Below are 19,324 nucleotides of genomic sequence, written 5' to 3'. Positions count from 1 at the left end.
AGCCCCCACCACCCACGGAGGGCATGTTGATCCACTACGACGGCAAACGGTTCCGGAAGGTCACGGCGGGCCCCGACGCCCCCGTCGCCCACTACCGCCAGCAGGGCGACCTGCTCTGGGGCTCCTCCGCCGGAGGGGACGTCCGGCGCGGCTCGCTCACCGGCGTCGCCGCCCCCGACGGCACCCTCACCTTCGCCTACACCATGGTCCTGACCAGCGGCCGGACCGTCGCCGGGCACTGTGTGAGCGTCCCGGAGATCCTCCCCGACGGCCGCGTCCGGCTGCACGAGACCTGGGAGCGCTACGGCCCCGACGCCGACACCGGCACCTCCTGCATCGAGGAACTCGCCGCCACCGACCCCCTCATCGAGCAAGGACCGAGATGACCGCGATACCCCGCAAGGGCGGCACCATCAGCTGGGCCTGCACCCCCGGCTTCCCGCCCGCCGCCATCTTCCCCCTGCTGCCCCCGGGCCGCTTCGGCGCCCGCAGCCTGTACGAGTTCCAGATGCTGATGTACCGGCCGCTGTACTGGTACGGCACCAAGGGCGACGCCCGGGTCGACCCCGAGCTGAGCCTCGCCGAGGCCCCCGTGTGGAGCGAGGACGGGCGCACCGCCACCCTCACCGTCAAGCCCTACCAGTGGTCCAACGGCGAAACCGTCAACGCCGACGGGGTGATGCTCTGGATGCACCTGCTGGAGGCGAAGAAGGAGGAGTACGGCGGCTATGTGCCCGGCTACTTCCCGGACAACCTGACCGGCTACGAGAAGGTCGCCGAGGACCGGGTCCGCTTCACCTTCGACAAGGCGTACGCGCAGAACTGGGTCCTGATGAACCAGTTCAGCCTGATCACCCCGCTGCCCAAGGCCTGGGACCGTACCGCCGAGGGCCCCGCCAACGCCACCGGGAACAAGGACGAGGCGTACGCGGTCTACGACTACCTGATGGCCGAGAACGGCGACGTCTACGCGGAGGACAACTCCGCGCGCACCCGCTGGGCCGACAGCCCCGTCTGGTCGATCGTCAACGGCCCCTGGAAGCTGGCCAGTTACGCGAAGGACGGGCTGGTCACCATGGTGCCCAACCCGTCCTACTCCGGCCCCAACAAGCCGTACGCCGACGCCTTCCGCCTGGTGCCCACCGAGAGCGACGAGGAGCAGTACCGGGAGTTGGAGCGCGGCCCGCACGGGCCGGACGCCCTCCACCTGGGCTTCCTGCCCTTTGACAAGATCACCGAGCCGGCCCCGGACCCGGTCACCGGCGGCCCCAACCCACTCGCCGAGCACTACCGGATCGTCCCGCAGATCCTCTACGCCATCCACTACTTCCCGTTCAACTTCGCCAACCCCACCGTCGCCGGGAAGATCTTCCGGCAGCTCTACTTCCGGCAGGCCCTGCAGACCACCCTGGACCAGGACGGCTCGTTCCAGGAGATCTACCAGGGCTACGGCTATCCGACCTACGGGCCGGTGCCCGCCCTCCCGGAGACCGGGCTGCTCTCACCCGCACAGAAGTCCAACCCGTTCCCCTTCGACGTGGACCGCGCCCGCCGCCTGCTCCAGGACAACGGCTGGGACACCTCGGTCACCCCCGCAGTCTGCGTCAACCCCGGCACCGGACCCGGCCAGGCCGGTGAGGGCATCCCCGAGGGCACCCGGCTCACCCTCTCGCTGCGCTACGCCTCCGGGCACGAGAAGACGCTGACCCGGGTGATGCGCAAGTTCCGCGACGACGCCGCCCGGGCCGGCATCGAACTGGTCCTGGAGGAGGTGCACCCCTCCGTCCTGGTCGGCCAGGACACCACCGGCACCACCAGCTGGGAGCTGTCCTGCTGGAACGGCGGCTGGGTGTATGGGCCGAACTTCCACCCGACCGGCGAACTGCTCTACCGCACCGGCGCCGGCTGCAACTTCGGCAGCTACTCCGACCCGGTCGCCGACGAGCTGATCGAGCGGACCGTCACCAGCGACGACCCCGCCGACCTGTACGCCTACCAGGACTACCTCGCCGAGCAGGTCCCGGTCGTCTGGATGCCCAACTTCCCGCTGCGGGTCTTCGAAGTGGCCCACCAGCTCAAGGGCGTCGAGCCGATCAACCCACTCGGCTTCATCAACCCCGAGAACTGGTACTTCGTCGACGAGCCGGACGGCTCCGATGGCGCCCACTGACCTCGCGGCAGCCCTCCCAGCGGTGGACCCGGTCGCCCACCTCCTGCTGGCCCTCCCCCTGATCATGGCGTGCGGGCACCTCGCCGGGCGGCTGTGCCGCACAGTGGGGCAGGCCCCGGTCATCGGGGAGATCCTCACCGGCATCGCGCTCGGCCCCTCCCTGCTCGGGGCCCTCTGGCCGGAGGGGCAGCGGTGGTTGTTCCCGGCGGAACTGCTGCCGATCCTCAACGCCCTCGCGCAGATCGGCCTGGCCCTGTTCATGTTCCTGGTCGGCTACGAGCTCGACCTGCGCCACCTGCGGGGCCGGGGCCGCACCGCGGTGCTGGTCAGCAACGTCGGCATCGCCCTGCCCCTGCTCGGCGGACTGCTGCTCGCCCTGGCGATGTACCGGCAGTTCGCCGGGCCGGGCGTCGGGTTCCCGGCGTTCGCCCTGTTCATCGCCGTCTCCATGAGCATCACCGCGTTCCCGGTGATCGCCCGGATCCTCGCTGACCGGGGGGCCGACCGCACCCCGGTCGGGGCGCTCGCCCTGACCTGTGCGGCCATCGACGACATCACCGCCTGGTGCCTGCTCGCCCTGGTGACCGCGCTGGCCAGGGGCGGTTCGCCGGCGGGGGTGCTGGTCACCCTCGCCCTGACCGTGGTGTTCATCGTCGCGGTGCACTACGGACTGCGGCCGCTGCTCGCCCGGTTGGCCGCCCGCCGGACCTGGCACGCCGAACGCGCCGTCCTCCCGGTGATGTTGTCCGCAGTCCTGCTGGCCGCCTACACCACCGACTGGATCGGCATCCACCCGATCTTCGGCGCCTTCCTGCTCGGTACGGCCGTACCGCGTGACGCGCCGGCGGTGGCGGCGGCCGTGGACCGGATGCGCTCGCTCACCCTGGTCCTGCTGCTCCCGCTGTTCTTCGTGTACTCCGGGCTGCACACCGAGTTCCGGCTGCTCGGCGGGGACGCCGGGCTGTGGGGCTGGTGTGCACTGATCACCGCCGTCGCCATCGTCGCCAAGTGGGCCGGAGCCACCGGCGCGGCCCGCCTGACGGGACTCGGCTGGCAGGACTCCGTCTCCCTGGGCGCGCTGATGAACTGCCGCGGCCTGACCGAACTCGTCGTGCTCGGCATCGGCCTCCAACTGAAGGTCATCACGCCCACCGTCTTCGCGATGCTCGTGGTGATGACGCTGGTGACCACGGTCCTGACCGCCCCCGCACTGCACCTGATCGACCGGGTGTCCGCGCGCCGGACGCCTTCCGCACCGCGCACAGAAATGGCCATGAAATGTCAGTAACCACCGTCATACCGGATCGGTCGGCCGAAGGGGTCTTCGCCCTTCAGCCGGAGGAGTCGGCCCAGGTCGAGGCCGCCGCCCGCGCCCTGTGCGACCGGCTGCCCGAGGTCGACGACCCGCGCTGGGTCGCCGAGGCCCGGTCGGCCTGGGAAGAGCTGCCCGTTGCGCTGCGGCGCAGGGCGCGCACCTACCGGCGGCACTCGGGTCCCTCCGGCGCACTCCTGGTGCGCGGCCTGCCCGTCGACGAGCAGAGCCTGCCGCTCACCCCGACCGTGCCCGGCTCCGTACAGCGCGAAGTGAGCGTGCCCGCCGCCGTGTTGCTGATGACGGCCTGTGGCCTCGGCGACCCGGCCGCCTTCCGCGCCGAGAAGTCCGGCGCCCTCGTCCAGGACGTGGTGCCGGTACCGGGCCAGGAGACCTTCCAGGGCAACGCCGGCTCGGTGGCCCTGATGATGCACAACGAGAACGCCTTCCACCCGCACCGCCCCGACTACGTGATGCTGCTGTGCCTGCGCGCCGACCACGAGAGCGCCGCCGGACTGCGCACCGCCGGCATCCGCGAGGCGCTGCCGCTGCTGCCCGAAGACCTGGTCGAGACGCTGTCGAGCCCGGAGTTCGCCACCCAGCCGCCGCCCTCCTTCGGCACGTCCGACGGGACGGTCCCGGCCCACCCGATCCTCTCCGGAGACCCCGAAGACCCCGACGTACGGGTCGACTTCGCCGCCACCACCGGCATCACCGACCGGGCCAAGGAGGCGCTGGCCGCCCTGGAGAAGGCGTTCGACGACGTGTCGTACACGGTGCGCCTGAGCGCCGGCGACCTGGCGATCGTCGACAATCGGGTGACGCTGCACGGCCGCACCGCCTTCACCCCCCGCTACGACGGCAACGACCGCTGGCTCCAGCGCACCTTCGTCCTCACCGACCTGCGCCGCTCGCGAGACCACCGCCCCGACGACAGTTACGTCCTGTCCCGCTGACCCCGGGACGTCCCGCACCGAGGAGACCCGTATGCCCGAACTTCCCATGAATCAGGCCGTCCTGAGCGCGGCCGTGACACGGTTCGCGCAGTTCACCAGGGTCGACGAGATCTGGGACGACTACCTCGCCGCCACCGGTGCGCGGCCCGACCTGTCCCGGCCCGCGCACCGCACGGCCCTGCACCGCTGGCTCAACCTCGCGGGCTGCCGCATCCGCTACCCCAAGCCGGGCGAGCCGGACCCGTTCGACACCGGTCTGGCCGCCTGGTGGGGGACCTGGGGCACGGCGCTCCCGCAGTGCACCCTGGCCCAGCTCACCGACGACGACCTCGACCTGCTGGGCACCGGCTTCGCCGAACTGGCCGCGACCCCGGCCGCGTTGTCCCCGGCCACCGGACGCGCCCGCACCCTCGGGCCGACCGCCGCCGCGAAGGCCCTGCACGCGCTGCGCCCCCAGACGCTGATGCCGTGGGACGAGGCGATCGCCGCGCACCTGCACGGCGCCCGCGACCACACCGCGTACGCCGCGCACCAGCGGCTCGGCCGCACCTGGGCCTCCCGCCTCCTGCAGGAGGCCGGTCTCGGCCCGGACCTCGACGGCGCGCTGAAGCTCGCCGCCGGCCTCGGCCGCCCGGCCCGCCCCCTGCCCAAGATGCTCGACGACTACTGCTACCTCGCCCTCACCGTCGACGGCGGGAGCACCCCGTAGACGCGGGCCGGCCGGCGAGGGAGTCCCGTCCACTCCACCGCCGGCCGGCTCCCCACTCACCGAAGGGTTATCACGTGGCTCGCAATGCGCTCAGCGCCAAGTTCCTGGAGACGGTGCCCGAGCCGGTTCCGGTGGATCCCCGGTCGGAGCTCCTGCAGGTCCTCTACCAGGACGCCCTGCTGACCCGCCCGCTCTTCCTAGAGGCGGACGAGCACCAGCAACTCGTCGGCGACCTCGAGGTGTTGCAAGCGTCCCTGACCAGCCTGCCGGACCGGCTGTTCGGCGGCGACCTCACGGCGTTCGCCCGCGCCCTGGGCATGAACGACGACCAGATCAGCTGTGTGCTGCGCGGCCGCAACAGCGGTGTGACCCGGCTGAGCCGCGCCGACCTGTACGCGGACGCCGCCGGCTTCCGGCTGCTCGAATACAACATGGGCAGTGCGATCGGCGGTTCGGACGCGGTCGACATCGCCCGCGGCCAGCTCCAGCACGCCCCCTTCCGGGAGTTCGTCGAGGAGCACCGCCTCACCCACGTCGACACCCTCCGGTCGCACATCGACACCCTCCGCATCGAGTCGGGCGTCGCCCCCGGCAGCCGGCCGGTGATCGCGCTCACCGACTGGCCCAGCAGCTACACCTCGCTCGCCCCCTATATACAGGCGGTCGCCCGCCGCTGGAGCGAGCTGGGCGTGGAGGCGCACGCCTGCCACATCGGCGAGCTGGCCGCGCGGGACGGCGGCATCTGGCTGGGTGAGCGCCGCATCGACATCGTCAACCGGCTGTTCATGCTGGAGGACGTGCTGTCCGGCCCGGGGGCGATGGCCCTGATGGACCCCATCCTGGACGCCGCCGAGCGCGGCGAGGTGAAGCTCTTCACACCGCTCGACGCCGAACTGTACGGCTGCAAGGCCGCCATGGCGATGCTCTCCGACGAGGCCAACCGCCCCCTCTTCACCGACCGGGAACTGGCCAGCCTGGACCGGCTCCTGCCGTGGACCCGGACGCTGCGCGAGGGCGAGGTGACCCTGGAGGACGGCCGCCGGGTCGACCTGGTCGCCTACGCCCTGGCCGCCCAGCACGAACTGGCCCTGAAGCCGACCCTGGCGCACGGCGGCGAGGGCGTGGTGCTCGGCTGGCAGGACGGACTGGCCGCCGGGGAGTGGGCCGAGCGGGTACGGGCCGCGGTGGATGGACCGTTCGTGCTGCAGCGCCGGATCCGGCCGGTCTCCGAACTGTGCGCCGACCACAACGGCGCCCTCGTCGAATGGACCCCGGTGTGGGGGGTGTTCACCACCGCCACGGTCACCGGCGGCGCCTGGATCCGGGCCACCCGCACCGGCTCCGGCGCCGACGTCATCAACCTCAGCGCGGGCGCCTCCATGGGCAGCGTCTTCCACGCCGCCGCCGACGGCCGGTGAGTACACGCGCCCGGAGACGGGCGCTGGCCCGGGGCCGATCCGAAGGGCCTCGCCCCGGGCCACCCTGGGGCGCCAGGGATAAGTCGGTGACCTGGGTGCGGTCAGCACGGCGGGCGGCGGGGCGACCCGCTCCGGACGCGGGCTCACCCGAAAGCGCATACGTGTCGGCGGGGCATCTAGGGTGCGTTCGGAAGTGGATCTTGATGCGTCGAGAGCCACTTCATGGGGAGGCGCGCTCTGACGCATGCGCAGCGGGCAAGGCCGGCGCCGCTGCTCCCGGTCGGGGAGAACCCTATGAGGTCCGCACCGGATCCTTGGTGCCGCCGGGTGCTCCGGCCGCGTCGTCGTCGGCCGGCCCGTCCGCGCCGTGGTCCGGGGACCCGAGCAGATTGCGCTGGCCGATCAGATAGCCCGCGTGCAGCCGGCTGCGGGCCTCCAACTGGTCCATTATTTCCGCGATATGGCGCTGGCAGCTGCGCAGGCCCATGCCGAGGCGCCGGGCGATGGCGCGGTCGTCGAGCCCGGACACCAACAGCCGCATGATGTCCTGCTTGACCTCCGACGACAGGGCCCGCACCTGCTCGACCTGATAGTCCGCCGCGAACGGCGTGGCGGTCAGCCAGGTCCGCTCGAAGGAGGCGACGGCAAAGTCGACGATGCTCTGGTCGTGGACCAGCACACCGCCGTGCGGATGGCCGTGGTAGGAGATCACCGCGGTCTTCCGGTCGAAGACGATCAGACGCGCGAACCCGTCGCTGAGCGTGCGGACTTCGGCCCCGAGCCGCGCCACGCGCTCCACGTACGCGACGGTCGGCTGGTTGTAGCGGGCGGTGTGCTGGTAGAGCGTGCGGATCTTGACACCGCGGCGCAGCAGGTCCTCGTCCCGCACGATCGCCTCTTCGAGGACCGGGGTGGGGCGCCCGCCACCGGGCTGTGAGGTGAGCATCTCGGTGGTGCAGGAGGCGGCCAGTTCGGTGAGCATGCTGCGCACCGACTTGAGCGTCAGCAGGATCTCGATCCCCGAACTCCGCAGCCACTTGGCCCGGGTGGCGGCGTACAGGGGGCGCAGTCGCTCCAACTCGGCACGTACCTGGGCGACCGCACTCTGCTGGTCCCGCAGCGCCTGCTCCATCGGGAAGAGGGTCTGGGCTGCCGCGCTGTCGGGGCTGACGGCCGTGAGCATCCCGGGCTTGTCGTCGGCCGGGCACAGCAGCCCCATCGCGCTCAGCTCCGCGAGCGCCTCCTCCACCTCTTCGACGGTCTTGCCTAACTGGCCCGGAAGGGAGGCGGGGAGCACGGCCGAACTGTTCAGTGCCAGCTCGTAGAGGGTGATGCCCACTGCGCTCAACTTCGGCAGCCCTGACGCTTCCAACCTTATCGACATCCTTGATGGGTGAATGAACGGTCCGCGGAGCGGTGCCATTCTTACGGGTCCGACAACCTCTCCCACAAGGGAAGGGGAGCATGATTTTGCGGACATCTGACGAAACCGGGTGACCAACGGAGAAACTGCACAAGATCACCATCAGCACCGGCTGCACCGGTCGTACCGACCGCACCGACCGCACCGACCGCACCGGCCGCACTGGCCGTCACCTCCGCGCGAACGGCCCCTCGCCGCAGAGGGGTTCACCGTCGAGGCGTTGTCAGTGGTCCGTGTCACGATCGGTGGCACGGGGTCGGTGCCGATCGGCCCGCGGCCCGAATACCGTTCCGTGAAGGGGAATCCACTCGTGACCGACAGCATCCAGCTCGCGTTCCGTACCGCGCTGAGCGTCGCCGACCCGGCCACCGCCGATGCGCTCGCCGAGCGGATGCAGCCGCGGTTGCTGAGGGCCCTCGCCCATCGCTTCGGGCTGCCGAAGCGGATGGTGGAGGAGCTCCTGGGCGGGGACGCCCGGCAGATGCGGGCCGCGCTGACGATCGACCCCGGTGAGTGGCTCCTGGGCGCCGCCGAGCTCGGCGATCCGGTGGTCGGGAAGGCGCTGTGGAACGCGTACTTCCGGGACGACGAGGGCGGGAAACACCGCGCGGTGCAGGAGATCCCCGATCTGCTGGCCACACTGGTGCACGCCGCCGACCTCAGCGACCCCCGCTGGTACGAGGACGACGGCCTGTTCCCGCTGCTGTATGCGCAGCGCCCCGGCCCCGGTCTCCTGCCCGTCCTGACCAGCGGCCTGATCGGGCTGCACGTCGGTGCCCTGGCCCTGTTCGCCGGGCACTTCCCGCCGCCGGTCGTCGTGGACGCCTGCCTGAGCCTCCTGGAGGAGTGGGGCGGCACCGAGCCGTTCACGCGGTTCCTCGAACTGCTCGACGAGGAACCGGACCTGGACACCGGGCACCCCTGGCTGCCGGACCTGCTGCGGCGGGCCGTCGACGCCGCCGACCCGGAGTCCCTCCTGAGGGAGCACCGGGCCGCGGGGGAGTGGGAGGACCCCGACCACCTCCGCGGGCTGCTCGAACTCCGTTACTGCCGCGGTGACGCGGTGCAGCCCGATGGCCTCGACTGGGAGTTGATCCGGCGTGAGCACGCCCGCCGGCCCCTCGACCTGCGCCGGCTCATGCGGTGGGAGGGCTGCCCCGACGACCTGGTGATGACGCGCTTGCGCGAGGACCCCAGCGACACCGTGCGGCATGCCACCGACCTGCCCTTCGAGGTCCTGAAGGAGCCCGCCACTCTCGATACTGACCTCGACGTCCTCAAGTACCGCGTCCGGGACGGCCAGGCGCCGCTGCACCGGGTGCTGGCCGAGCTGGCACCCGCGAAGGGCGTGCTGTGCGCCCTGGCGTACGACGAGGAGCCGACCCGCAAGGCCCTCGCCGCTCTGGTGGCCCCGCTCGGCACGGACCCCGTCAACTGGCTGACGTGCTACGCCCGGTTGCGGCGCTTCCGGGGCAGCCCCACCGAGCTGATCGCGGAGGTCACCGGGCCGGGGGCCCGGGTGAAGCGCCGCACCGACTGGCCGGAGCCACGGGAGGCGGAGTTCCCGCTCGGCGAGGTACGTCAGAGCGCCCGGGAAGCCTTCCTCGCCCTGCTGGACTCCGCCTCGCAGGAGGCCCAGACCGCCGTGGTCCCGCACCTCGACGGGCTGGGCGTCCAGCAGTTCCTGGTGCGGGGAAACCCGTCCCCGGCGGTCCGCGACGCGGCGGTGGCCGCCCACGGCCGTCCGGCCCAGCTGGCCATGGCCGCCGGACAGCCCGGCGGTGAGAAGCGGGACTACCTGCTGAATCTCAACGACCCGGAGATCGACGCCCGGTACCTCGCCGGCTGGCTCAACGGGCCGGAACAGGAACGGCTGCTGGCCGGGCGGCTGCGCGGCGGCGGTACCCGCCCGGTGCCCGACGAGCTGCTCGCGGTGCTGGACGAGCTCATCGTCAGCGAGGACCGGGACAAGCTGCTGTCCGGAGTGGACTCCGGCGACCTCGGCGTGGCCCGCCGGGTCGTCGGCCGTCTGCGGCTGCACCTCCCGGCCACTCGGCTGCGGCTGCTGAGCGCGGTGTGGGAGCGGGGCGGGCCGGACGCGGTGCGCGAGATCCTGGCCATGGACCGCCTCCCGGCCGCGCTCACCCGCTGGACGGAGCGACTGCTGGAGGCCCCCGACGGCCTGGTACAACTACGGTCCAGGCTCGCCGAGGAGAAGTCCCCCGAACGCCTCGCGGCGTACGTCCTCAGGCCGGGCAGCCGTCCCGAGGAGCGGCTGAAGTGGCTCCTCAGCGAGGAGCTGGAGGTGCCCTGGGCCGAGCTGGTGGCGGCCCACCGGTCCACGCCGTTCGCTCCGGAGCTGGTGGCCGAACTCGTGATGCTCCCGCGCTGTCCGCGAGAGCTGTTCCTCGCCTGGTTGGGGCGCGCCGACAGCATCCTGGGCTATCTGCTGGACAAGGCCCTGGAGCGCGGCACGTTGCGCCCCGAGGACTTCGTGACCCATGCGGCGCCCGCCCGGACCGGACTCGACCTGATATGCCGGTACCTCGCGGACGGACCCTCCAAGGAGGACCGGCGGCGGCTCCGGGACAAGGTCGCGGAGCTGGCCCCCGAGCGACTGGGCACCAACCCGGACGCCTGGGCGGTCTGTCTGCAGTTGCTGCCGGACTTCGTGGGCACCCTCGCCGAGCTGATGTCGACCGCGGGCGCGGCGGCCGGGGCATAGCGGTACGCCTCTGGTCACCCCGGCCGTAGGCCTCTCTGGTCACCCCGGCCGTACGCCTCTGGTCACCCCGGCCCTACGCCTCTGGTCACCCCGGCCCTACGCCTCTGGCCACCCCGGCCGTACGCCTCTCTGGTCACCCCGGCCGTACGCCTCCGGTCACCCCGGCCGTGCTGCCGCGGGCGGCGCCGACGGGCCGCCGGTGCGGTCCGGGCGCGCGGTCGGGGGGCGGCCGTCACGCCTGGTCGCGCCGCGCCGGTGAGCGGTGGCCGTGGTCCTGGACGAGCCGGCCCCGGAAGATCCGGTTCAGGTGGTGGTCCAGGACCCCGGCGGCGGACTCCGGGCTGCGCTGGCCGACGAGGACGCCGGTGCCGAGGCCCGCCGACATCGCAAGCAGGCCGACCGCCTCCGCCGACGCGTCCACCTCGGACGCCACCAGCCCCAACTCCTGTGCTTGCCCCAGCAGTTCGGTCAGGGTCCGTTCGGCGGCATCGGGGTTCCGGATGAACGGCTGGGCGGCGAGCGCCTCGTCGTGCACGGCCAGCACGGCGTACGAGGTGTAGAGGAGGTGGAAGGTGCGGCTCTCCTCGTCGGTGGGCAGCGCCGTGTGCAGCAGTGCCTCGATCACCGCGCGGGGCCCCGGGGCGTCCCCGGCGGCCCGGACCCGGGCGGCGACCCGCTCCCCGAACCGTTCGGCCAGCCGCTGCAGCCCGCACAGCAGCAGCTTCTCCTTGGTCTCGAAGTAGTACTGCACCAGCCGCAGGGAGACACCCGCCTCCGCCGCCACCTCGCGCATCCCGGCGGCGTGCAGTCCGCGTCGTCCGGCGACCCGGATGAGCGCCTCAGTGATCTCGGTGCGCCGTTCTGCGTGGTCCACGCGCTTGGGCATCGGCCGCCGCTCCTCTCGTCGTTCCCTCCGGGGTTGCCATTTCCCTTTGATGATACCGCTGTATCAACATCGTGGTACGTTCGTATCACGAAGAATCGACCCCCCTTTGGAGGTGGCCGTGCCCACGACCCGTAGCCGTGCCCAGGCCGATGTCGGCCGATATGTGAGCGATGCCCGGCGGGAGCGCTACTTCGCGGCCTGTGACGCGGTGTTCGCGCTGGGGGCGGACGCGTGCGCGGAGGCGGACGTGGCGACGTCCTTCGGCACCACGCACGTCTACCGCTACGGTTCCCAAGACCCGGCCGCCGGCTCCCGCACCCCCGTCGTCCTGGTGCACGGAGCGGGGAGCTGCTCCGCCATGTGGTACCCCAACACCCCAGCGCTCAGCGCCGATCGCCCGGTCTACGCCCTCGACACCCCGGGCGACCCCGGGCGCAGTGTGCAGAGTGCCCCCATCCACCAGCCCGAACGCGCCGCCCAGTGGTTGGACGAGGCGCTGGCCGGGCTGGGGCTCGACCGGGTGCATCTGGTCGGTACCTCCTACGGCGGATGGCTCGCCCTGAACCAGGCGCACCGCAGGCCCGGCCGGCTCGCCTCGGTCACCCTGCTCGACCCCGGCGGCCTGGAGAAGGTGGGGCTGCGGTTCTTCACCTGGATCTTCGTCAGCCTCTTTGCGACCTTCGCGCCCAAGGCCCTCCGGCCCCGGCTGGCGTCCTGGCTGGAGCAGCCGGTGCTCGTGGTGCCGGAGCTACGCACGATGGTCAGGAAAGGGGTCCGGGCGTACCGGATCCGCCGGCCGGCTCCGCTGCCGCTGTCCGACGAGGAACTGGCCACCATCCGCACCCCGCTCTACCTGGTGCTCGGCAAGCGAAGCCTGCTCGTCCACCCGCGGCGGCAGGAGGAGCGCGTCCCACGGCTGATACCCGGCGCCCGGGCCGAGATCGTGGCGCAGACCGGCCACGGTCCGCAGATCGACCACGCGGAGGAGGTCAACCGCCGGATGCTGCGCTTCATGGACTCCGTGGAACGCCCGTGAACCGCCCGTGAACCATCCGTCGGCCGGCCGCGGCTCGCCGGCGCGCGGGCCGGCTCCGTCGCCGAGGGCGTTGAGGTGAAGGACATCCGGCACGCGCCGGCGGCCCGGGCAAGAGCCCGGGCCGCCGGCCGATGCCCGTGCGGCCGGTGCCCGTTCAGCTGGCGCCCGTTCAGGCGGCGGAGCGCTCCACCGGGATCCACAGCTCCGCGTCCGCGTGCGCGCCGTCCGGCGACACGCTCACCCGCAGGATCTCCGGCCCCGGCCGGCTCCGGTACGGATTCGACGGGAACCACTGGGTGTAGACGTCCCGCCACAGGTGCTGCAGCGCCTGTGGGAACGGGCCGGAGTTCTCGAAGATGGCCCAGGTCCCCGCGGGGACGGGCAGGGCGTCCAGGTCCTCGGGTGCCTCGGCGTGCGTCACCACGCCGTGGTAGTAGTCGAGTTCGGTGCCCTCGGCCCGGCTCGGGTCGAGCTGGTCGCTCACCCCGACGATCCCCCGCGGCTCCTGGTCGGCCAGTGCCGTGAGGCGCCGTATCGTCTCCGGGGCGATGCCCCGGATAAACTCGGCGATCGCCGGGTTGACCCCCTCGTGGACGAGCGGGACCCGGGCCTTCTTGCCGACCACCCGGAAGGCGTCCTTGTCCACGATCCTGTATCGCATACTGCTGTTCCCTTCGATGATGAGGCGGAAGGACATCCGGGGCTGGGAGCGCAGCGCCGCACCGGTCCGCCGGGCCTCGCCCGGCCCCACGCCATGCAGGGCACGGAAGGCACGCGCAAAGGCCTCCCCCGAGCCGTAGCCGTAGCGCAATGCGACTTCCAGCAGCGTCCGTTCACCGGCGAGCACCTCGGCGCCCGCCACGGTCAGCCGCCTGCGGCGGATGTACTCCGACAGCGGGAGGCCCGCCAGCGCGGAGAACATCCGACGGAAGTGGTACTCCGATGTCATGGCGATCCGCGCGAGTTCGGCCACCTCGATCGGCTGGTCGAGACGCGACTCGATGTGCGCCATGGCCTGGTTCAGCTGCTCCAGCACCCCGGTCTCCTTCCCTTTCGCTCCCTCACGTTAGGAAGGACCCACCCTGCCGGACCCGACATCCTGTGCCCGGTCCGGTCGGGTTCGGCGCCCGTCCCGCCGGGCGGGGCCGTACCGCTACCCTCGACGGATGGCGCGCAACCCGAAGAAGGCCCGACGCCTCGTCGTCGGCGGGGAGACCTTCCTGTGGTCCCTGAACCACACCCACCGCGCCGGGGAGAGCGGTCGGTACGAGGACTGCTGCGAATCCGTCGTCCTGCGCCGGCTCCGGGCCAGGGGCCACCTCCGCATCCTGTTCCGGGAGGGCCCCGGCCGGCTCGCGGCCAGCGGGTTCCCGATGTCCTCGGGCGAGGTGTGCTCCGGGGGCCGCCACCTCAACCTGCACGAGCCGGGCACCGTACGGGCCCTGCTCGACGAGGCGCTGCGGCACGGGTGGTGCCCCGACGACCCTTCGGGCCGCGAGATCGACGGCTGGACACACTTCGACGCCGTGGTCCGGCGCCGGGAGGCCGCCACCCGGCCCGGGTGACCGGCTACGGCGTCCGCCGCACCGCACGGAGCGGCGGACGCCGCCCGGCGGGACCGGCTGCGATAGTCGGGGCATGGTGTGGATGCCGGACCCCGAAGCCCTGCGCGGGAAGGTCGCCGTGGTCGCCGGAGCGACCCGGGGCGCAGGACGCGGGTTCGCCGCCGCGCTGGGCGAGGCGGGCGCGACCGTGGTCTGCACCGGACGCAGCAGCGTGACCGGTCGCGGCGGGTCGGACTACGACCGCCCCGAGACGATCGAGGAGACCGCGGAGCTGGTCACCCGGCTCGGCGGGTGCGGTATCGCCGTCCAGGTCGATCATCTCGACCCGGAGCAGGTACGCCGCCTGGCCGTGCGCCTGCGCGGCGAGTTCGGCCGCATCGACGTCCTGGTCAATGACATCTGGGGCGCCGAACGCCTCAAGGGCGGGCCCGCGGACTGGAACACCCCGGTCTGGCGGCACGGTCTCGACGACGGCCTGCGCATCCTCCGGCTCGCCGTCGACACGCACCTGATCACCTCCCACCACCTCCTCCCGCTGCTGATCGAGGAGCCCGGCGGCCTGCTCGTCGAAGTCACCGACGGCACCGCGGAGTTCAACGCCGGGTCGTACCGGATCTCGGTCTTCTACGACCTGGCGAAGTCCGCGGTGAACCGGCTGGCGTTCTCCCAGGGACACGAGCTGCGGCCCTACGGCGGCACCGCGGTCGCCCTGACGCCCGGCTGGCTCCGTTCGGAGATGATGCTGGACGCCTACGGCGTTCGCGAGGACAACTGGCGCGCGGCGCTCGCCCCGGACCGGGACGACGGGCTCCCGACCGCACCGCCCGGGTTCGCGGAGTCGGAGTCACCGCGCTACGTGGGCCGCGCGGCGGTGGCCCTGGCCGCCGACCCGGCGCGGCACCGGTGGAACCAACGGTCGGTCAGCTCCGCGCAGCTGGCCAGGGAGTACGGGTTCACCGACCTCGACGGCAGACAGCCGGACAGCTGGCAGGCCCGCTGAGCGCACACCGGGGCCGCCCCGGGGCGCGCCTCACTCGGCCGGACCGTGGATCCGGCGGTGGGCCAGCGCCCACCAGACCTCGGCCAGGTCGGCGGGGTCGCGCAGATTGGTGCCGGTGAGCTCCTCGAAGCGCCGGAGCCGGTTGCGCAGCGTGTTGGGGTGGACGTACAGGCTGCGTGCGGCGGCCTCCAGGCGCATGCCCTGGCGGAGGTAGGCGGCGGCCGCCTCCTCCAACTGGGCGCCGTCCTCGCCGCGTTCGGCCAGCGGTTCCAAGCGGAGCCGTACCAGCTGGTCGCCCACGGCCGGCATCGCCACGACCGTCGCCCGCAGCCCCAGCTCCTCGCGGGTGAAGGCCCCGACGAGCCCCGAGTCGGCCGCGGCGCGCAGCGCATGGGTGGCCCGGGTGAACTCGGTGGCGAGGGCGGACCGGGCCGCCGGGGCACCCAGGCCCACCAGCAGGCCGCGGCACAGCCCGCCCGGCCGCCCGACCAGCAGCCCCGCCGCGTCCCCGTCCACGGTCGTCACCAGCGGCCGGCCCGCCGCGTCCCGCGCGAGCCAGGGGCGCAGCAGATCGAGGGCGCGGGCCAGGGCCTCGTCCCCCGGGTCCGCGCCGGGCCCGGGCCGGGAGGCGGGGGCGTCCTCGGGGCCGGCGACGGGCAGCCGTGCGCGGAAGGGCAGGCGCAGGGTGCTCCGGTCGCACGCGGCGTCCGCCTCCCCGCCGTCCGGATCGTCCCAGCGCGCCTCGCCGAGCAGCAGCGCGCGGACCAGCGCGGCGCGCCGGCGGTCGGTCGGCGCGCCCCGCCGGGCTCCGAGGTGACAGCTGCGGACGATGCGCAGCGTGGTGGCGTTCGCCCAGGCCCGCAGCGTCTCGGCGATCGGCAGCAACTCCTCGGCGGTGGCGTTCCGGGCCGCCATCTCCTCACCGAACCGCCGCCAGACGACGTCTGATCCGATGCGGTACGCCGAGATGATGTCCTCGACCGGCAGGGTCCGGGCCAGGGCGGCCACCTCGTCCAGGTGCCCGGCGGGGAGGACGTAGGAGCGCCCGCCGCCCCGCGGCGACCGGTGCTCCTCGCCGGCCCAGCGCTGCACCAGCGCCAGGCCGTTGCGCACCGCCACCGCCACCCGCGGCCGGATCCGGTCGACCGGCAGCGCCGCGTAGGAGGGGAGTTGACCCCGGAGGGCGTCGATGACCTCGTCGGTGAGGGCGCCGATCCGGGCGTGCAGCGCGGCGACGGCCTCCGGCACCGTTGTGGAACTCTCCACCCGTCCCCTCCCGACTCGGTGTCTTTCCCTATGGCGAAAGCGATCATTCGCCGCCATGCTACGAGGAAGCCGCCCGAAACCCCTACAGATGTTCGATCCTGAACGACTTCTGGGCTGTTGTCAGGATCCGTCCGTGGTGTGGTGCGCGGCCCTGCCGTTCCTCTCACCGGCCACCCCGGCCACCCCCACCCCCCAAGGAATTCCATGGCTGTTTCCTGGCGCCGTATCGCGGTGCCCGCCGCTGCGGTTGGCGTACTGGTCCCCGCCGCCCTCGGCGGTTACGCACTGCTCTCGGACTCGCCGGACTCCGGCACCTCCTCGGCCGGCATACGGGCCGCCGGCTCCCCGGGCCCGGAGACCGAGCCGGACAGCGACGGCGGAGCCCCCGGCCCGGAGGCCGCCGTCGTCGCCAAGCCCTCGGGTGCGCCCGCCGGTTCGGGCCGCTCGGTCGCCGTACGGCTCTCGTCGTACGACGCCCAGGGCAAGCGGGCGGTGCTCAAGCCGTCCGGCGGCAAGTCCGTGCGCTCGGGCGATGTCATCGCCGCGGCGCCGAGCCGGAAGGCCCCAGCGGGCGCCCTGTTCAAGGTGCGTACCGTCACCGGCTCCCAGGACGGCGAGGTGCGGGTCACCACCGCGCCCGCGACCCTCTCGGAGCTGCTCGGCGATCAGAAGGTGGACCGCCGCGCGGCGTTGCGCAGCGGCGAACTCACCGTCAAGCCGCTCTCCTCCGGCGTCACCGTGCAGAAGCCGGCCGACGGCAGCGGCTCGGGTGCCGAGGGCGGCGACGGTTCCGCCACGCCGTCCCAGGGTGCGAGCCCGGCCCCCTCCGGCGGGGCGAGTGCGCCCGCCGGGGACGGTGGGACCGCCGATGGCGCCTCGCCCGCCCCGTCGGCCTCGGCTGACGGTATGCACGCCCAGCTCGACCGTGCCGCGGCCCCCGCGGCGGACGCCACCCCGCGCGGCACGCTGCCGCCCAGCGCCGCCAAGGGCCTGGGCACCCTGCGGCTGGGGGTCAATGTGCCCCTGCCCAAGGGCGTCGAGGCGACCGGCAAGTCCCCCGCCCGGCTCGCCGGCGAGGTCAGCTTCCGGCCCGAGCTGATCTTCCAGTACGACCGACGGGGCGGGCTGAACCCGCTGCCGGAGCGCGCGGCCGTCGGCCTCGGCGGCTCCTACGCCTACGGCTGGCAGGTGCACGGCAAGGTGCGCGGCACCGCCGACACCGGACAGGTCGCGGTGCCGCTGGCGGCGGTCACCGGCCGGCACGTCTTCTGGGTGGGCCCGGTTCCGGTCGTGGTCAGCACCGAGGTGACCTTCACCTACCGCTTCACCGCCGGCGGGCGCATCGTGCTCGACGCCGACCAGCGCACCACCGGCTCGTTCGCCGTCGGCGCCCGGTACGACCGCGGGCACGGCTGGCAGCCGCTCCACGAGGCGCACCAGCAGACCAAGGGCGGCAAGCCCCGGGTCGAGGGCGCGGCCACCGCGAAGGCGCAGGTCGGGGCGCACGCCGAGGTGTTCCTGTACGACACCGCGGGGGTGGGCGGCGATCTCTCCGTGCACCTCACGGGGCGCGCCGCGGCGGCCACCGGCGGCGGTGACCCGGCGTGGGCGCTCAGCGCGGGCTACGACCTCAAGACCGAGCTGATGCTCCAGCTGAAGATCTTCGGCATCCAGATCGCCGACCTCAGGACCACGCCGTTCGCCCTGCACGACGAGCGGAAGCTCTTCGGGCACGGGAAGCTGCCCCCGGCCTGAACCCGCGGTCCGCGGACCGCACCCCGACTGAAGGCGCCTGCCCGGACCGACCCGGTGCAGGCGCCTTCGCCATCCCCGCTCCGGGTAGAAAGGCGCAGGTCACGGGCGTCCGCGCGGGGAGGAGTGGTCCGGGTGGACGCCGGGACGGCGCTGTGAGCCCCCGCACATCACAGCGAAAAAGCTGGTGGATTCCCCGCGGACACGTGTACTCCTGGTACCTGCTCGCGCTATGGATCACGAATTCCGATCAGGTCGATGGGGGGAATCAAGAGAGGGGCGTCACGAAATCGTGAATCGTCTGAAGGTCACGGCAACCACACTTGCCGTCGGAGCCCTCGTTTCCATTCCCACTTTCGCCGAAGGCGCCACAACTGGGGCGTCGTCGACCTCCGTACCGAGCCCCACTTCGGCTGGTCCCGTCGGTATACCCGGCGCCTGGACAAAGAAATTCTCCGATGAGTTCACTGGCACGAATCTGGCCGGAACCTGGACCCCCGGATGGTTCGGATCCGGGGTCACCTCCCCGGTCAACAGTGCTGAGCAGGCCTGTTACGACTCGCGTCAGGTGACCCTGCCGGGTGACGGCACCCTCCACCTGAAGGCGGCTGCGCGCCCCTCGGTCTGCGGCGGGAAATCCAAGCCGAATACTGGCTCGCTGGTCAATACCAACGGAAAGTTCCAGTACCGCTACGGTGTCGTGGAATGGCGGGCCTATATCCCCGCCAGCGGCACGCGCATAGCGAACTGGCCGGGCCTGTGGTCCAACGGTCAGAATTGGCCGAAGGACGGCGAGAACGACACCATGGAGGGGCTCGGCGGTAGCGCCTGCTTCCACTTCCATTCCCCGTCCGGCGGTCCCGGTAAGTGCGCCCCCGGGAATTACACCGGCTGGCACACCTTCGCCTCCGACTGGGAGCCGGGGCGGGTGACCTACTACTACGACGGGGTGCGGGTCGGCCAGATCACCACCGGCGTCACCAGCTCTCCGCAGTACCTGATCATGGACAACACGGTGTCGTCGTCGATTGGCGGCCCGACCGTGCTGCCCCGGGACATGCTGGTCGACTACGTCCGGGTCTGGCAGCACTGAGCCCCGCCCGGCG

The 19,324-nt window shown here is 72.5% G+C and carries 16 protein-coding genes; 12 read left to right on the top strand and 4 right to left on the bottom strand.

Going from position 1 to position 19,324, the window contains the following annotated elements; genetic code table 11:
• Positions 1-23 precede the first annotated feature (23 nt).
• The 6 genes from AB0G84_RS08265 to AB0G84_RS08240 all read left to right on the top strand — a co-directional run bounded on the left by AB0G84_RS08265 (position 24) and on the right by AB0G84_RS08240 (position 6,565).
• Positions 24-386 carry a hypothetical protein gene (locus AB0G84_RS08265; RefSeq protein ID WP_361317280.1) on the top strand — a complete coding sequence of 121 codons (363 nt, stop codon included), beginning with the start codon at positions 24-26 and terminating at the stop codon, positions 384-386.
• Positions 383-2,170, top strand: a complete 1,788-nt coding sequence (locus tag AB0G84_RS08260) for an ABC transporter substrate-binding protein (RefSeq protein WP_361317278.1) — start codon at positions 383-385, stop codon at positions 2,168-2,170. Before AB0G84_RS08265 ends, AB0G84_RS08260 begins: the two co-directional genes overlap by 4 nt.
• A complete protein-coding gene (locus AB0G84_RS08255; RefSeq protein ID WP_361317276.1) occupies positions 2,157-3,458 on the top strand; it encodes a cation:proton antiporter in 1,302 nt (433 codons plus the stop codon). The genes AB0G84_RS08260 and AB0G84_RS08255 overlap by 14 nt, the downstream gene beginning before the upstream one ends.
• Positions 3,449-4,438, top strand: coding sequence for a clavaminate synthase family protein (locus AB0G84_RS08250; RefSeq protein WP_361317274.1), 990 nt, complete (start codon positions 3,449-3,451; stop codon positions 4,436-4,438). Before AB0G84_RS08255 ends, AB0G84_RS08250 begins: the two co-directional genes overlap by 10 nt.
• Before the next feature lie 31 nt (positions 4,439-4,469).
• On the top strand, positions 4,470-5,147 hold the full coding sequence (locus tag AB0G84_RS08245) for a hypothetical protein (protein ID WP_361317272.1): 678 nt from the start codon (positions 4,470-4,472) through the stop codon (positions 5,145-5,147).
• 74 nt (positions 5,148-5,221) lie between these two features.
• Positions 5,222-6,565 carry a hypothetical protein gene (locus AB0G84_RS08240; RefSeq protein WP_361317270.1) on the top strand — a complete coding sequence of 448 codons (1,344 nt, stop codon included), beginning with the start codon at positions 5,222-5,224 and terminating at the stop codon, positions 6,563-6,565.
• A 292-nt stretch (positions 6,566-6,857) separates the two neighbouring features.
• Here the strand turns inward: AB0G84_RS08240 and AB0G84_RS08235 are convergent, their stop codons facing one another.
• The gene (locus tag AB0G84_RS08235) at positions 6,858-7,937 is read right to left on the bottom strand and encodes a helix-turn-helix transcriptional regulator (protein WP_361317268.1); all 1,080 of its coding nucleotides are present in this window, start codon (positions 7,935-7,937) and stop codon (positions 6,858-6,860) included.
• A 361-nt stretch (positions 7,938-8,298) separates the two neighbouring features.
• Here AB0G84_RS08235 and AB0G84_RS08230 point away from each other — a divergent pair, with 361 nt between their 5' ends.
• Positions 8,299-10,713, top strand: a complete 2,415-nt coding sequence (locus tag AB0G84_RS08230) for a hypothetical protein (protein WP_361317265.1) — start codon at positions 8,299-8,301, stop codon at positions 10,711-10,713.
• A gap of 232 nt (positions 10,714-10,945) precedes the next feature.
• On the opposite strand, the gene AB0G84_RS08225 is transcribed toward AB0G84_RS08230, so the two are convergent.
• Positions 10,946-11,599, bottom strand: coding sequence for a TetR/AcrR family transcriptional regulator (locus AB0G84_RS08225; protein WP_361317263.1), 654 nt, complete (start codon positions 11,597-11,599; stop codon positions 10,946-10,948).
• Positions 11,600-11,711: 112 nt separating this feature from the next.
• Between AB0G84_RS08225 and AB0G84_RS08220 the strand changes: the two genes are divergently transcribed.
• Positions 11,712-12,635 carry an alpha/beta fold hydrolase gene (locus AB0G84_RS08220; RefSeq protein ID WP_361317261.1) on the top strand — a complete coding sequence of 308 codons (924 nt, stop codon included), beginning with the start codon at positions 11,712-11,714 and terminating at the stop codon, positions 12,633-12,635.
• Between the two features lie 169 nt (positions 12,636-12,804).
• Here the strand turns inward: AB0G84_RS08220 and AB0G84_RS08215 are convergent, their stop codons facing one another.
• Positions 12,805-13,671: an AraC family transcriptional regulator gene (locus AB0G84_RS08215; protein ID WP_361317258.1), complete on the bottom strand. Its 867-nt coding sequence runs from the start codon at positions 13,669-13,671 to the stop codon at positions 12,805-12,807.
• A 130-nt stretch (positions 13,672-13,801) separates the two neighbouring features.
• On the opposite strand from AB0G84_RS08215, the gene AB0G84_RS08210 reads away from it, so the two are divergent.
• Both AB0G84_RS08210 and AB0G84_RS08205 read left to right on the top strand, forming a co-directional pair.
• Positions 13,802-14,200 carry a hypothetical protein gene (locus tag AB0G84_RS08210; protein ID WP_361317255.1) on the top strand — a complete coding sequence of 133 codons (399 nt, stop codon included), beginning with the start codon at positions 13,802-13,804 and terminating at the stop codon, positions 14,198-14,200.
• An 82-nt stretch (positions 14,201-14,282) separates the two neighbouring features.
• The gene (locus tag AB0G84_RS08205) at positions 14,283-15,200 is read left to right on the top strand and encodes an SDR family oxidoreductase (RefSeq protein ID WP_361317829.1); all 918 of its coding nucleotides are present in this window, start codon (positions 14,283-14,285) and stop codon (positions 15,198-15,200) included.
• 30 nt (positions 15,201-15,230) lie between these two features.
• Here the strand turns inward: AB0G84_RS08205 and AB0G84_RS08200 are convergent, their stop codons facing one another.
• Complete coding sequence (locus AB0G84_RS08200; protein ID WP_361317252.1) at positions 15,231-16,466, bottom strand: helix-turn-helix domain-containing protein; 1,236 nt, start codon at positions 16,464-16,466, stop codon at positions 15,231-15,233.
• Between the two features lie 204 nt (positions 16,467-16,670).
• On the opposite strand from AB0G84_RS08200, the gene AB0G84_RS08195 reads away from it, so the two are divergent.
• The gene (locus AB0G84_RS08195) at positions 16,671-18,221 is read left to right on the top strand and encodes a hypothetical protein (protein WP_361317249.1); all 1,551 of its coding nucleotides are present in this window, start codon (positions 16,671-16,673) and stop codon (positions 18,219-18,221) included.
• A 565-nt stretch (positions 18,222-18,786) separates the two neighbouring features.
• Entirely contained in the window at positions 18,787-19,311 is a 525-nt protein-coding gene (locus AB0G84_RS08190) for a glycoside hydrolase family 16 protein (RefSeq protein ID WP_361317247.1), read from the top strand.
• Positions 19,312-19,324 lie beyond the last annotated feature (13 nt).

Origin of the sequence: Streptomyces sp. NPDC020742, from assembly GCF_040641675.1 — a bacterium.
Taxonomy (GTDB): domain Bacteria; phylum Actinomycetota; class Actinomycetes; order Streptomycetales; family Streptomycetaceae; genus Streptomyces.
This window is presented reverse-complemented; position numbering and strand designations above follow the sequence as displayed.

Excerpts from the sequence above, each read along its gene's own strand:
- AB0G84_RS08265 (WP_361317280.1), top strand. The coding sequence starts at position 24 with ATGTTGATCCACTACGACGGCAAACGGTTCCGGAAGGTCACGGCGGGC.
- AB0G84_RS08260 (WP_361317278.1), top strand. The coding sequence starts at position 383 with ATGACCGCGATACCCCGCAAGGGCGGCACCATCAGCTGGGCCTGCACC.
- AB0G84_RS08255 (WP_361317276.1), top strand. The coding sequence starts at position 2,157 with ATGGCGCCCACTGACCTCGCGGCAGCCCTCCCAGCGGTGGACCCGGTC.
- AB0G84_RS08250 (WP_361317274.1), top strand. The coding sequence starts at position 3,449 with ATGTCAGTAACCACCGTCATACCGGATCGGTCGGCCGAAGGGGTCTTC.
- AB0G84_RS08245 (WP_361317272.1), top strand. The coding sequence starts at position 4,470 with ATGCCCGAACTTCCCATGAATCAGGCCGTCCTGAGCGCGGCCGTGACA.
- AB0G84_RS08225 (WP_361317263.1), bottom strand. The coding sequence starts at position 11,599 with ATGCCCAAGCGCGTGGACCACGCAGAACGGCGCACCGAGATCACTGAG.
- AB0G84_RS08210 (WP_361317255.1), top strand. The coding sequence starts at position 13,802 with ATGGCGCGCAACCCGAAGAAGGCCCGACGCCTCGTCGTCGGCGGGGAG.
- AB0G84_RS08205 (WP_361317829.1), top strand. The coding sequence starts at position 14,283 with ATGCCGGACCCCGAAGCCCTGCGCGGGAAGGTCGCCGTGGTCGCCGGA.
- AB0G84_RS08195 (WP_361317249.1), top strand. The coding sequence starts at position 16,671 with ATGGCTGTTTCCTGGCGCCGTATCGCGGTGCCCGCCGCTGCGGTTGGC.